This window comes from Cryobacterium inferilacus, from assembly GCF_019599185.1.
GTDB classification, from domain to species: Bacteria; Actinomycetota; Actinomycetes; order Actinomycetales; family Microbacteriaceae; genus Cryobacterium; species Cryobacterium inferilacus.
In genome coordinates this window covers 1-13,405 of record NZ_JAIEUL010000024.1, presented here as the reverse complement: position 1 = coordinate 13,405, position 13,405 = coordinate 1, and the positions used below count along the sequence as shown (strand labels likewise).

Sequence of the window (13,405 nt, the reverse complement as noted above, 5' to 3'; positions counted from 1 at the left end):
GCCTGTCGAGACCCCGCGAGCCGACCTACGGAACGCACCCATCGCGTTGGTCGAGCCTGTCGAGACCCCGCGAGCCGACCTACGGAACGCACCCATCGCGTTGGTCGAGCCTGTCGAGACCCCGCGAGCCGGTCTCGAGGCACGTCACGAGGTCTCGACAAGCTCGACCAGCGAGGCGGGCGGATGCGCCTCAGCCGGCCTTCTTGTCGTCGGTGCCCGCACGCACCCGCACCACGGTCTCCCAGCCGGCCACGACCACGAGCACACCGGTGGTCACCGCGCCGAGCACCAGCGGGGTGAGCCCGAAGGCCACCGCGAACGCGAGCAGCAGCGCCCCGGCGCCCACCAGGTACGACACGAGCAGCTCCCGGGCCACGACCAGGCGGAACAGCAGCATCCCCACCAGGTACAGCAGCGGACCGCCCACCAGCACCACCGCGGTCGACAGGGTCATGGCGGCGTGCGGGTGCGAGAGCACCTCCTTGTCGGCCACCGAGGTGAGCACGATGCCGGCGATGATCACCGCGTGCACGTAGGTGTAGGCCAGCCGGGCGATGCGGCCGGGGTCGGCGGCCGCGGCGATCGCCTTCGCGCCGGCCCGTTCGCCGTGGTCGAAGTAGAGCCACCACATCGCCACGGCCGCGCCGAAGGCCAGCAGCATGCCCAGGATGCTCTCCGCCGACGATTCCTTGTCGACGAAGGCAAACCCGGTGACGAGCAGCGACTCGCCCAGGGCGATGAGCACGAACAGGGCGCTGCGTTCGGCGATGTGCGGGCCGGAGAGGTCCCAGTGGTCGATGCCCGACGCGCCCAGGCCCGGCACCCGGAAGCCGACGCCCGCGGAGAGGTACTCGATCGCCAGGGCGATCAGCCAGAGCGGCAGCCGGTACTGCAGCGGCAGCAGCGCCCCGACGATCCAGAACACGCTGGCCAGCGCCAGCCAGGCCAGAATCCGCACGAAGGTGCGCCGCAGCTCGGCGTCGTGCCGGGCCACGGCCAGCAGCATGAAGACCGTGCGGCCCAGTTGCAGCACCGTGTACGCCAGCGCGAACACCAGGCCCCGGTCGCCGAACGACTCGTAGATCGACACGCTGCCGACGAACCCCACCAGGGCCAGGCCGAGCACCACCCCGCGCACCGGCAGTTTGGCCGGGTCGAGCCAGTTGGTCACCCAGGTCGTGTACACCCATACCCACCAGAGCGCGAGCACCAGCATCGCCGACTCCAGCGCTCCTTCCCAGGACTGGTTCTCGTACAGGTAGCGGGAGAGCTGGGTGAGCGCGAAGACGAAGATCAGGTCGAAGAACAGCTCCACGTAGGTGACGCGGTCGGCCGCCTCCGAGTCCTCCGGCCGCAGCAGGTTACGACGGATGCCGAACCGGCCGGCCGGCGACGCGGGCGGACGGGCTGGCTCGGACGGCGATGTCGTGGTGCTGCGGGTCACTCCCCCATTGTGGTGGAGCTTGCCCGCGGAATGCACTCATTTCGTCGGTCGAGCCTGTCGAGACCCGGTGAGCCGATCTCGGGGTCGAGCGGCCCGACCGTGCCCAACTGTTACCCGTGCGGACAATTGCGCCCGGCGCACCGGGACCATTTGTCCGCATCGGGCACAGTTGCTGCTGGATGCGCGCGGCTCCCGACGCCCGCACGGCGCGAGCCACAGTGCCAGAAACCGGGTCAGCGGGCGCGGGGGTGCGCCGTGGTGTACATGTCGCGCAGGGTGTCGATGGTCACCAGGGTGTAGATCTGGGTGGTGGCCACCGAGGAGTGGCCGAGCAGCTCCTGCACCACGCGCACGTCGGCGCCGCCGGAGAGCAGGTGGGTGGCGAAGGAGTGCCGCAGCGTGTGCGGCGACACCTCGATGCCCAGTTCGGCGCGTTCGGCGGCGGCACGGATGATCAACCACGCGTTCTGCCGGCTCACCCGGTGTCCGCGCACGCCGAGGAACAGCGCCGGGGTGGCCTTGCCGCGGGCGGAGAGCACCGGCCGGGCCCGCACCAGGTAGGCGTGCACGGCGGCGCGAGCGAAGCTGCCCACGGGCACGATGCGCTGCTTGTTGCCCTTGCCGGTGAGGCGCACCACGTCGCCCTCGAGCATGTCGTCCACGTTGAGGTTCACCACCTCGCTCACCCGCGCGCCGGTGGCGTAGAGCAGCTCGAGCAGCGCCTTGTCGCGCAGCTGCGGCAGCTCGTCACCGTCGGTGGCGGCCAGCAGCGCGTTCACCTGCTCGATCGAGATGGCCTTGGGCAGCCGCAGCCCCAGCCGGGGTGGTTTGGTCTCGTGCGCCACGTCCACGTCCACCAGCGATTCTTCCAGCAGAAACCGGTGGAACCCGCGCACGGTGGAGAGCACCCGGGCGATCGACGCCGCGGTCAACGGCGACTCGTCGCGCGAGCCCAGGTGCTGCACGAACGCGCTCACCTGTTGCGCGGTCACCGCGCGCAGGTCGGCCACGCCGGCATCCGTCAGCCAGGCGGCGTAGATCACCAGGTCGCGTCGGTACGCGGCGACGGTGTTGGCCGCCAGCCCGCGTTCAATCGAAACGTGCCGCAGGTACGAGTGCACGGCCGGCTCGACGAACGCGGGGCCGGTCACACCGTGTGGTCCCAGTTCGACGGATGCCGCGGCCACGGCAGGTCGGCCGGGCCCAGCGACGCCCAGCCGCGCGCGCGGGAGGCGGCGGCGGCCAGCACCCCGACGACGAGCGACGGGTTCTGCACCCGGCGGGCGAGGGCGGCGTCCACGGCGTCGTCCAGCGACACCCAGCGGGTGACCATGTCGGCCTCCTCGTCGGTGCGGTCGAAGACCTCGGTGGCCGGCGACAGGCCGCGGGCCAGGTAGATGCGGATGACCTCGTTGCTGCCCCCAGGGGAGGTGTAGAACTCGGTGAGCACGTTCCACTCGGCCGCGACGACGTCGGTCTCCTCGGCCAGTTCACGCTGCGCGCCGATGAGGGCGTGTTCGCCGTCGACGTCGAGCAGCCCGGCCGGCAGCTCCCACTCGCGCATCCGCACCGGGTGCCGGTACTGCTGAATCAGCAGCACCCGGTCCTGGTCGTCGAGCGCGAGGATCGCGACGGCGCCGGGGTGGTCGACGTACTCGCGCACGATTTCGGTGCCGTTGTAGTCGAACGCGTCCTGGCGGATGTTCCACACGTGGCCGTCGAACTGCACCGTGCTCGAGGTCAGCGCGGTGGCTGCCGGCTCATCCTCGATGCGGGGCAGCAGCGCGTCGGCCTCGGCGCGGGCGGCGAGGGTCTTAGGCATCTTCCTTCACCTCGAACAGACGGCTGGCCTGCTGGCGGTCCAGGGCGGCGCCGATCAGGCCGCGGAACAGCGGGTGCGCGTTGCTCGGGCGGGAGCGCAGCTCGGGGTGCGCCTGGGTGCCCACGTAGAACGGGTGCTCGTCGCGGGGCAGCTCCACGTACTCCACCAGGTGGCCGTCGGGCGAGACGCCCGAGAACCACAGGCCGGCGTCGGCGATCTGCTGGCGGTAGTTGTTGTTCACCTCGTAGCGGTGACGGTGACGCTCGGATGCGACGGGGGCGCCGTAGAGCTCCTCCACGATCGAGCCGGACGCGAGGTTGGCCGGGTACAGGCCCAGGCGCATGGTGCCGCCCAGGTCGCCGCCGGCGATGATCTCGACCTGCTCTTCCATGGTCGCGATCACGGGGAACTCGGTCTCCGGGTCGAACTCGCTCGACGAGGCGCCGGCGAGGTCGGCCTTGTTGCGGGCGTATTCGATGACCATGCACTGCAGGCCGAGGCACAGGCCGAGCACCGGGATGGCGTTCTCGCGGGCGAACTTGAGGGCGCCGAGCTTGCCCTCGATGCCGCGCACTCCGAAGCCGCCCGGCACGCAGATGCCGTCGAGCTCGGCGAGCATCGCGGCGGCGCCTTCTGGCGTCTCGCAGGTGTCCGAGGCGATCCACTCGAGCTTGACCTTGGTCTGCTGGGCGAAACCGCCGGCGCGCAGCGCCTCGGTCACCGAGAGGTACGCGTCGGGCAGGTCGATGTACTTGCCGACCAGGCCGATGGTGACCTCGTGCTTGGGCTCGCGCACGGCGTCGAGAACGCGCTGCCAGGCGGTCCAGTCCACGTCCTTCACCGGCAGGCTCAGGGCGTCGGTGATGTACTTGTCCAGGCCCTGCTCGTGCAGCACGGCGGGGATCTCGTAGATGCTGGGCACGTCGACGCAGTTGACCACGGCGTCTTCTTCCACGTCGCACATCAGCGCGATCTTGCGCTTGTTCGACTCGGAGACGGGCCGGTCGCTGCGCAGCACCAGGGCGTCCGGCTGGATCCCGAGGGAGCGCAGGGCCGCGACGGAGTGCTGGGTGGGCTTGGTCTTCTGTTCGCCGGAGGCGGCCATGAACGGCACCAGGGAGACGTGCACGAAGAAGACGTTCTTGCGGCCGAGTTCGTGGCGCACCTGGCGGGCGGCCTCGATGAACGGCTGCGACTCGATGTCGCCGACGGTGCCGCCGACCTCGGTGATGATCACGTCGGGGCGGGGCTCATCGCTGGCCTGCAGGCGCATCCGTCGCTTGATCTCGTCGGTGATGTGCGGGATGACCTGCACGGTGTCGCCGAGGTATTCGCCGCGGCGCTCCTTGGCGATCACGTGCGAGTAGACCTGCCCGGTGGTGACGTTCGCCGCCTGGGAGAGGTTGATGTCGAGGAAGCGCTCGTAGTGGCCGATGTCGAGGTCGGTCTCTGAGCCGTCGTCGGTGACGAAGACTTCACCGTGCTGGAACGGGTTCATCGTGCCGGGGTCGACGTTGAGGTAGGGGTCCAGCTTCTGCATCACCACGCGTACTCCGCGTGCCGTGAGAAGGTTGCCGAGGCTCGCCGCCGTCAGGCCTTTACCCAATGAAGAAACGACACCACCGGTCACGAAAATGTGCTTGGTAATGCCGTCTGAGTTGTCCGCGTTTGTAATGTTCACCACGGGCTTCGATCCTATCACTTAGCGGGGGCCTCTCGGTTGGTGCTGGTTGAGTGGGCAAGTTCGATGAGCTCGCGGGCGTGCTCGAGGCCGCTGGCGGAGTCGGGCAGACCGGAGAGCAGCCGGGCCATTTCGGCGGCCCGGTCGTCGCCGGTGAGCTGGCGTACGCTGCTCGCGGTGACGGAGCCGTCGCTGTCCTTCACCACGCTGAGGTGGTTGCCGGCGAACGCGGCGACCTGGGCGAGGTGGGTGACCACGATCACCTGGGCGGTTTCGGCCAGCCGGGCGAGTCGTCGGCCGATCTCGATGGCGGCCGCGCCGCCCACTCCGGCGTCGACCTCGTCGAAGACGAAGGTGGGCACGGGGTCGGTGGCGTTGATGACCACCTCGATGGCGAGCATCACCCGGGAGAGTTCACCGCCGGAGGCGCCGCGGGCCAGGGTGCGTGGTTCGGCGCCGGCGTGCGGCTGCAGCAGGATGCGCACCACGTCGTGTCCGGTGGCGCTCACCTCGTCGAGGCGGTCGATTTCGACCACCAGTCGGGCGTTGGCCATGGCCAGTGCGGCCAGTTCGGTGGTGACGGCGGCGCCGAGCTGCTCAGCCGCCCGGGTACGGATGCCGGTGAGCTGGTCGGCGAGGCGCTGCACGAGGTCACGGTCGGCGTCGGTGTCGGCGCGCAGGGCGTCGATCCGCTCGGAGTCTCCGTCGAGCTCGAGCAGACGGCTGCTGCCGGTGTCGAGGAAGTCGATGGCCTCGTCGAGGCCGCCGGCGAACTTGCGGGAGAGCACGGTCAGCTCTGCGCGGCGTTCCTGCACGACCTCGAGCTCCCTGGCGCCGTCGGCGTCCAGTCCGGCGAGGTAGGTGGAGAGTTGCGCGGCGATGTCGGCGACGAGGAAGCCGGCGTTGGCGAGGGCCTCGGCCAGCGGAGGCAGCACGGGGTCGTGCCCGGCGGCCTTCTCCAGCTGCCGGCGGGCGGCATCCAGCAGCGCCACCACATCGGGGCTGTCGTCGGTGGACTCCTCGGCAGAGAGCAGTTCGCGGGCCTGCGCGGCGGCGAGCCGCAGTTCTTCGAGATTGCCGAGCCGCTCGGCGCGCTGGCTGAGCTCGTCGTCTTCGCCGCGCTGCGGGGCGGCGAGTTCGATCTCGGCGATGGCCAGGCGCAGGTCTTCGGCTTCGCGCACCCGGCGGTCCTGCTCGGCGATGAGCAGGTCGAGTTCGGACTGGTTGGCGTGCCAGCGGTGGTAGGCGTGCTGGAAGTCGGTGAGGACGGCGGTGAGGTCCGCGCCGGCGAACCGGTCGAGGGCGTCGCGCTGGGCGGAGGCGGAACGCAGCCGTACCTGGTCGGACTGGCCGTGCACCACGACGAGGTCGCCGCCGAGGTCGCCGAGCACTCCGGCCGGGGCGCTGCGTCCGCCCACGACCGCGCGGCTGCGGCCCTCGGCCGACACCGACCGGCTGAGCAGCAGTTCGGGTCCGTCGAGGTCTCCCCCGGCGTCGCGCACCCGTTGGGCGACCGGGCCGTCCGCGCTGATCAGCCAGCGGCCCTCCACCCAGCTTTGCGACTGGCCGGCGCGCACGGTGCCGGGGTCGGCGCGTTCGCCGAGCAGCAGGCCGAGGGCGGTGACGACCATGGTCTTGCCCGCGCCGGTCTCGCCGGTGATGGCGGTGAAGCCGGGGCCGAGCGGCAGGGTGGCCTCGCGGATGACCCCGAGGTCGCGGATAACCAGTTCTTCGATCATGTCAGCGCCTCACTCGCGGCCGACCGGGCCGCGCCATCCGGTGATGGGCAGGTTGAACTTGTTCACCAGCCGGTCGGTGAACGGGCCGCTGTGCAGCCGGGCCAGGCGCACCGGCACCGGTGAGCGGCGCACGATCACGCGGGCGCCCGGCGGCAGGTCGTGCACGCGGCGGCCGTCGGCGCAGAGCACCGCGGTGCTGTCGGTGCGGGCGAGCACCTCCACCGCCAGCGACGAGTCCGGGCCCACCACCAGCGGGCGAGCGAAGAGGGCGTGGGCGCTCAGCGGCACGAGCAGCAGGGCGTCCAGGCTCGGCCACACGATGGGGCCGCCGGCGGAGAACGAGTATGCGGTGGAGCCGGTGGGGGTGGAGAGCACCACGCCGTCGCAGCCGAAGGCGGAGAGCGGGCGGCCGTCGACCTCGATGATCACCTCGATCATCCGTTGCCGGCTGCCCTTTTCGACGGTGGCCTCGTTGAGCGCCCAGGTTTCGTAGACCACCTCGTGGTCCACCTTCACCCGCACCGACAGGGTCATGCGCTCTTCCACCAGGTAGTCGCGCAGCAGGGCGCGGCGCACGGCCTCGCCCAGGTCGTCGCGTTCGCTCTCGGCGAGGAACCCGACGTGGCCGAGGTTGATGCCCAGCAGCGGGGCGGAGCAGCCGCGCACGATCTCGGCGGCGCGCAGAATGGTGCCGTCGCCGCCGAGCACGATCACGAGCTCGAGGTCGGTGGCCTGCACGGTCTCACCCAGGATGGCGGTGCTGCCGTTCAGCTGTGGGCAGGCGGCGAGCAGGTCGGCGCGTTCGTCGGCGGCCAGAACCGGTACGGCGCCGGCGGCGATGAGCTGCTCACACACCGTGGCGGCCGCCTGCAGAGAATCCTGCCGGCCGGTGTGGGCCACGACGAGGAAATGCCGGGGCGTTGCGGTCATGCTCGTCACGCTCCCACCAGGATGGTTATCCGATCGATCCATTCTGTCGGATTCGTGCCGGTTCCACGGTGAAGCCAGACCAGGTATTCGTGGTTGCCCGCGGCGCCCGCGATGGGCGAGGCGATCAGACCGTTCACGCCCAGGCCCAGATCCCAGGCCGCCCACAGCACACCGGACACGGCATCGGCGCGCAGGCCCGCGTCGTGCACAACACCCTCACGGATGCCGCCGCGACCGACCTCGAATTGCGGCTTGATCAGCAGCACGAAGTCGGCGCCCTCGGCGGCGGTGGCCACGAGGGCCGGCAGCACCGTGGTGAGGGAGATGAAAGAGAGGTCGCCCACGACGAGGTCGGGCCGGTCGGTGATGCCCGACGCGCCGGCGATGGTCTCGGCGGTGGCGTAGCGCAGGTTGAAGCCCTCCACAAGGGTCACCCGCTCGTCGGCCTTGATCGTCGGGGAGAGCTGGCCATGGCCCACATCGACGGCGATGATGCGGCCGACGCCGCGTTCGAGCAGCACCTGGCTGAAGCCGCCGGTGGAGGCGCCGGCATCCATCGCGGTGCGCCCGTCGATGGGCAGAGCGAAGGCGTCGAGGGCGGCGACGAGTTTGTGCGCGCCGCGGCTCACGTAGTGGTCGGTGGGGGCGACGGCGATCACCTGGGTCTCGCGCACCTTGGCGGATGCCTTCACGACCGGGCTGCCGTCCACGGTGACGAGCCCCTCGGCGATGAGGCGGGCCGCGACGGTGCGCGAGCGCACCAGGCCGCGCTCGTAGAGGGCCGAGTCCAGGCGCTGCTCCCCCGTGGGGGTCTCGACAGGCTCGACCAACGGGGCTGGCGGGCGGATCGGCACGCTGGTCGGTTGCGGCGCCGGCCGGCTCACCTGCGGCGCGTCATCGTGCGGGGCACCCGTTGCGGGGTCGGACTCTGGCGTGCGGGAGGTGGTCATTCGGCCTTCGATCGGGGCACGTCTCCACCTTCGAGGTGGTCGCGCAGACTGTCGTGCAGCTGCATGTATGCCGCCGCCTGCTCCGCGAGCGGCAGCGCCTCGACCGCCGCGATGCGGCCATCCAGGTCACCGTCGAGAACGGCAGGGGCGGGCACATCGGTGGTGGCGGGTGCCGCAGCGGGCGCCGTCGGGCGCGGCCCCGGGCGGGCCGGGGTCGGCGCGCCTGGCGCTCGTGCTTCGTCTACTCCGTCTGCAACCACGTTTCCTAGGCTACCGTCCGAGATAGAGACTCTCCGGAACGTTGAGGCCGTAGATCGGCCGGCCGGAGGTCCAGATCACGGCGCAGGCGGCGCGCAGCAGGTTGATGCCGTCGTCACCCACGTTCACGATTTCCACGTCGGCACCGTGGATGCGCACGCTCGCGCCGGCGACGGTGGCCTGCGACTTGTCCTTGGAGAACACGGTCTCCGGGTAGGGCTCGTGCAGCTGGCGCAGGTCTTCCAGGATGAACGTCGGGCGCTCGTTGGGTCCGGCGGCGAGGGCCTGCTTGGCCTTGTCGATGCCGGTGAGCACCAGCACCGACGGCATGCCGGCGCGGTTGGCGCCGAGGATGTCGGTGTCGAGCCGGTCGCCGATGAACAGCGGGGTCTTCGCCTCGAACCGTTTGACGGCCTCGAGGAAGATCGGGATCTCCGGCTTGCCGGCCACGAGGGGCAGGCGTCCCACCGCGGTGTGCACCGCGGAGACCAGGGTGCCGTTGCCCGGGGCGATGCCGCGGGCCTGCGGAATGGTCCAGTCGGTGTTCGTGGCGATCCACGGGATGCCCGGGTAGTCACCGTCCTGGGTGACACCGGCGTTCAGCGCGAACGCCGCCTCCGCCAGCTGGGCCCAGCCCACATCAGGGGCGAACCCCTGCACCACGGCGGCCGGGGAATCCTCGGCGGACCGGGTCACCTCGAAGCCGTGCTTCTGCAGTTCGTCGACCAGGCCGTCGCCGCCCACCACCAGGATGCGCGAACCGGCCGGCACCTGCTCCGCGAGCAGCCGCATGGCCGCCTGCGGCGAGGTGACGACGTCGGCCGGCGCCACGGTCAGGCCGAGGTCGGTGAGGTGGCCGGCCACCGACGCATCCGTGCGGGAGGCGTTGTTGGTGATGTAGCCCACCCGGATGCTCTCGGCGGCCTTGTTGAGGCCGTCGATCGCGAACGGAATGGCGGCGGGTCCGGCGTAGACGACCCCGTCGAGGTCGGCCAGAACCACGTCAATGCCGGCCAGCGGGGTGGCCGGCTCAGTCAACGGGCGTCGTTTCAGGATCTTCGTCCACGCGCGGGGTGTCGTCTGATTCGTCATCGGCTGAAGCGGCGTCCTCGGTGTCGGTGATGCTGATGGTCTCGTCGGCGGTCTCGAGCTCGTCGGGTGAGTCGGCGTTGTCCTCGTCGGCGCTGCCGTCGGCGTCGCCCTCAACGGCGCTGTCGTCGTCCTCGTCGTCGCCCTCGTCGTCGTATTCGTCGTCGTCGAGTTCGACGATCTCGATCGTCTCGTCGATGTCGCCGTTCAGGGCGGCATCCGCACGGGAGGCACGCTCGTTCCAGACCTCGGCTTCGTCGGTACGACCGAGTTCTTCGAGAACCTCGGCATACGCGGCGAACAGCTCGGAGCTGTAGGAGAAGGCGGTCTTCGGGTCGAGCTGGGCGATCTCGAGCTCGTTCAGTGCGGCCTCGGTCTCCCCCAGGTCGAGGCGGGCTCCCGACATCGCGATGGCCAGGGCCACCTGCACGCCGGCCGGCAGGGTGGACCGGTCGACCGACCGGCCCAGCTCGAGGGCACGGTCGGGGCGACCCACGCCGCGTTCGCTGTCCACCATCAGCGGCAGCTGGGCGTTGGAGCCCGAGATGCGGCGGTAGGTGCGCAGTTCCCGCAGCGCCAGGGCGAAGTCACCCGTGGCGTAGGCGGTGATGGCGAGGCTCTCCCGCACCACGGCGATACGGCCGGCACGACGCGCGGCGCTCATCACGTGGCGGTGGGCCAGCTCGGGGTCCTCGTCGATGACGCGGGCAGCCATGGCCAGGTGACGGCCAACGGCTTCGGCGTTGTCCTTGGTGAGGGTCTTCAGTTCATTGCGGGCGATGCGGTCGAGGTCCTCAGACGTGACGTCGTCGGGCAGCTCGGGGTCATCGTGGCGGGGACGCACCGAACGCAGCTCGCGCTGCATGCGCTGCTCTTCGGTCATCTCCTCTTCCACGACGCGGGCGTCGCGGTCGTTGCGAGCGGGGGCGCCGTCACGGGTCCACAGCTTCTTACCGGCGTCGCGGGGAGCGCCGGCGCGGGTCGGCGAACCGCCGCGGGCGCTGTCCTTCAGCCACGGCTTGTTCTCGGTGTCGCGCTGCGGGCGATCGGAGTTGCCCTTGTACGCCGGACGGTCGGAGTTGCCCTTGTACGCGGGCCGGTCGCCATCACGCTGCGGGCGATCGGAGTTGCCCTTGTACGCGGGGCGGTCGCTGTTGCCGCGGTAGGGAGGACGGTCACCATCGCGCTGCGGGCGGTCGGAGTTGCCCTTGTAAGCGGGACGGTCGGAGTTGTACGCCGGACGGTCGCTATTTCCACGGTAGGGAGGACGGTCGCCGCCCTGCTGCGGACGGTCGGAATTGCCGCGGTAGGGCGGGCGGTCGCCGCCCTGCTGCGGGCGATCGGAATTGCCCTTGTACGCGGGGCGATCGGAGTTGTACGCCGGACGGTCGCTGTTGCCACGGTAGGGAGGACGGTCGCCGTCGCGCTGGGGGCGATCGGAGTTGTACGCCGGACGGTCGCTGTTGCCACGGTACGGCGGGCGGTCCCCACCCTGCTGCGGGCGATCGGAGTTGCCGCGGTACGGAGGACGCTCCCCGCCCTGCGCCGGACGGTCCGAGTTGCCACGGTACGGTGCACGCTCGCCGCCCTGGGGACGGTCGGAGTTGCCACGGTACGGCGGTCGCTCACCATCGCGCTGCGGGCGGTCGTTGCCACCGCTGTTGCCGCGGTACGGCGGCCGAGCGCCGTCCTGGCGGGGCCGGTCCGACCCTCCGCGACCACCCTGGTAGCCGCCGGTTCGACGATCGCCGCTTCCGTTGTCGCGTGCGTCGTTCCCGTTGCGTTCCGTGGGGGTCACTGTTTATCTCCTGTAGGTGTGGCTATACGTACCGGACTACTTCTCCAGCGTACGTTAACGGCAAAATGGCCACCCGAATGGGTGGCCATTTTGACTAAGTTAAGTCCGGCGGTGTCCTACTCTCCCACAGGGTCCCCCCTGCAGTACCATCGGCGCAAAGAGTCTTAGCTTCCGGGTTCGGAATGTGACCGGGCGTTTCCCTCTTGCTATGGCCGCCGAAACATCGTGCGATGCGCTGTCACAAGGACTGCCACATCAAGTCGTTTCGAACCATCAAGCTTCGATTCCTCAAGTGTACAGGACAACACGAGCTCCCCTCCCGCGAGCCGTCACTTTCACCCCAAAATCTGCCGATTCCTGGGGCTGACCGCACGGGTCGCGGATGCCTGTGGGTCGCTCCCCTACGTGGGTCGAGCTTGTCGAGACCCGGTGAGGTTCCTGCGAGCCACCTGCCGACCGTGCGCTCCGCAGGTCGTCTCGCGGGGTCTCGACAGGCTCGACCAGCGACGTGGGGACGTGCCCGAGGTCGGGTCGTGGATGCCTGTGGGTCGCTCCCTACGTTGGTCGAGCTTGTCGAGACCCGGTGAGGTGTCTGCGGGTGCCCCGGCCGGCGGTGCGCTCCGCAGGTCGTCTCGCGGGGTCTCGACAGGCTCGACCAACGACGTGGGGACGTGCCCGAGGTCGGGTCATGGATGCCTGTGGGTCGCTCCCCCACGTTGGTCGAGCTTGTCGAGACCCGGTGAGGTGTCTGCGGGTGCCCCGGCCGACAGTGCGTTCCGCAGGTCCGCGTGCGGGGTCTCGATAGGCTCGACCAACGACGTGGGTACGTCCACGAGGCCGGGTCGCGGATGCCTGTGGGTCGCACCCCCACGTTGGTCGAGCTTGTCGAGACCCGGTGAGGTTCCTGCGGGCCACCTGCCGACCGTGCGCTCCGCAGGTCGTCTCGCGGGGTCTCGATAGGCTCGACCAGCGATGTGGGTACGTCCACGAGGCCGGGTCGCGGATGCCTGTGGGTCGCACCCCTACGTTGGTCGAGCTTGTCGAGACCTGCGCTCCGCAGGTCGTCTCGCGGGGTCTCGACAGGCTCGACCAGCGACGTGGGTACGTCCACGAGGCCGGGCCGCGGATGCCTGCGGGTCGCACACCTACGTTGGTCGAGCTTGTCGAGACCTGGAGAGGTTCCTGCGGGTGCCCCGGCCGGCGGTGCGTTCCGCGGGTCGTCTCGCGGGGTCTCGACAGGCTCGACCTGCGAGGTGGGCGCATTGCCGATTGCGGGGTCTCGACGGGCTCGACCAGCGATACGGGCTCGACCAGCGATACCGGCTCGGCCAGCGCGGTGGGGGCGGACCGGAAGGCGTCGCGGCGGACGGGTGCTGGTGGTGGGCGTTAAACGCAGAATGGCCACCCCGGTGGGGTGGCCATTCTGGTGTTTCTAAGTTAAGTCCGGCGGTGTCCTACTCTCCCACAGGGTCCCCCCTGCAGTACCATCGGCGCAAAGAGTCTTAGCTTCCGGGTTCGGAATGTGACCGGGCGTTTCCCTCTTGCTATAGCCGCCGAAACATCTTTCGATGAATCGAACCTATATTTTTTGGTTATAGAGCTCCCCTGAAGGAGCGTTTGTTCTCGACCGTACATCGAGAACCACATAGTGGACGCATAGCAGCTTATTCAAACTGAGTGTTATCAAATTATCG

General features: G+C 69.9%; 10 protein-coding genes and 2 rRNA genes. All 12 read right to left on the bottom strand.

The genetic code is table 11. The annotated features are described in order from the left end of the window. Positions 1-190 precede the first annotated feature (190 nt). A complete protein-coding gene (locus K2F54_RS16710) occupies positions 191-1,444 on the bottom strand; it encodes a low temperature requirement protein A (protein WP_220606991.1) in 1,254 nt (417 codons plus the stop codon). Between the two features lie 233 nt (positions 1,445-1,677). After that, entirely contained in the window at positions 1,678-2,595 is a 918-nt protein-coding gene (xerD, locus tag K2F54_RS16705) for a site-specific tyrosine recombinase XerD (protein ID WP_220606990.1), read from the bottom strand. Next, the gene (locus tag K2F54_RS16700; protein WP_220606989.1) at positions 2,592-3,266 is read right to left on the bottom strand and encodes an NUDIX domain-containing protein; all 675 of its coding nucleotides are present in this window, start codon (positions 3,264-3,266) and stop codon (positions 2,592-2,594) included. Before K2F54_RS16700 ends, xerD begins: the two co-directional genes overlap by 4 nt. After that, positions 3,259-4,947 (bottom strand): CTP synthase, encoded by a 1,689-nt coding sequence (gene pyrG, locus K2F54_RS16695; RefSeq protein ID WP_308287716.1) that lies wholly within the window; start codon positions 4,945-4,947, stop codon positions 3,259-3,261. Before pyrG ends, K2F54_RS16700 begins: the two co-directional genes overlap by 8 nt. Positions 4,948-4,964: 17 nt before the next feature. Continuing rightward, the gene (gene recN / locus K2F54_RS16690) at positions 4,965-6,686 is read right to left on the bottom strand and encodes a DNA repair protein RecN (RefSeq protein ID WP_220606988.1); all 1,722 of its coding nucleotides are present in this window, start codon (positions 6,684-6,686) and stop codon (positions 4,965-4,967) included. Positions 6,687-6,695: 9 nt separating this feature from the next. After that, positions 6,696-7,616, bottom strand: coding sequence for an NAD kinase (locus K2F54_RS16685; RefSeq protein WP_220606987.1), 921 nt, complete (start codon positions 7,614-7,616; stop codon positions 6,696-6,698). A 5-nt stretch (positions 7,617-7,621) separates the two neighbouring features. Then, positions 7,622-8,566: a TlyA family RNA methyltransferase gene (locus K2F54_RS16680; RefSeq protein WP_220606986.1), complete on the bottom strand. Its 945-nt coding sequence runs from the start codon at positions 8,564-8,566 to the stop codon at positions 7,622-7,624. Further along, positions 8,563-8,826, bottom strand: coding sequence for a hypothetical protein (locus K2F54_RS16675; RefSeq protein WP_220607020.1), 264 nt, complete (start codon positions 8,824-8,826; stop codon positions 8,563-8,565). The genes K2F54_RS16680 and K2F54_RS16675 overlap by 4 nt, the downstream gene beginning before the upstream one ends. Positions 8,827-8,836: 10 nt before the next feature. Continuing rightward, positions 8,837-9,916, bottom strand: coding sequence for an HAD-IIA family hydrolase (locus tag K2F54_RS16670; RefSeq protein WP_220606985.1), 1,080 nt, complete (start codon positions 9,914-9,916; stop codon positions 8,837-8,839). Further along, positions 9,855-11,711 (bottom strand): hypothetical protein, encoded by a 1,857-nt coding sequence (locus tag K2F54_RS19375; protein WP_255577230.1) that lies wholly within the window; start codon positions 11,709-11,711, stop codon positions 9,855-9,857. The genes K2F54_RS16670 and K2F54_RS19375 overlap by 62 nt, the downstream gene beginning before the upstream one ends. Positions 11,712-11,814: 103 nt before the next feature. After that, positions 11,815-11,931 (bottom strand): 5S ribosomal RNA (gene rrf, locus K2F54_RS16660). A gap of 1,221 nt (positions 11,932-13,152) precedes the next feature. Further along, positions 13,153-13,269 (bottom strand): 5S ribosomal RNA (gene rrf / locus K2F54_RS16655). Positions 13,270-13,405: the final 136 nt, after the last annotated feature.

Excerpts from the sequence above, each read along its gene's own strand:
- K2F54_RS16700 (WP_220606989.1), bottom strand. The coding sequence starts at position 3,266 with ATGCCTAAGACCCTCGCCGCCCGCGCCGAGGCCGACGCGCTGCTGCCC.
- recN (WP_220606988.1), bottom strand. The coding sequence starts at position 6,686 with ATGATCGAAGAACTGGTTATCCGCGACCTCGGGGTCATCCGCGAGGCC.
- K2F54_RS16685 (WP_220606987.1), bottom strand. The coding sequence starts at position 7,616 with ATGACCGCAACGCCCCGGCATTTCCTCGTCGTGGCCCACACCGGCCGG.
- K2F54_RS16680 (WP_220606986.1), bottom strand. The coding sequence starts at position 8,566 with ATGACCACCTCCCGCACGCCAGAGTCCGACCCCGCAACGGGTGCCCCG.
- K2F54_RS16670 (WP_220606985.1), bottom strand. The coding sequence starts at position 9,916 with ATGACGAATCAGACGACACCCCGCGCGTGGACGAAGATCCTGAAACGA.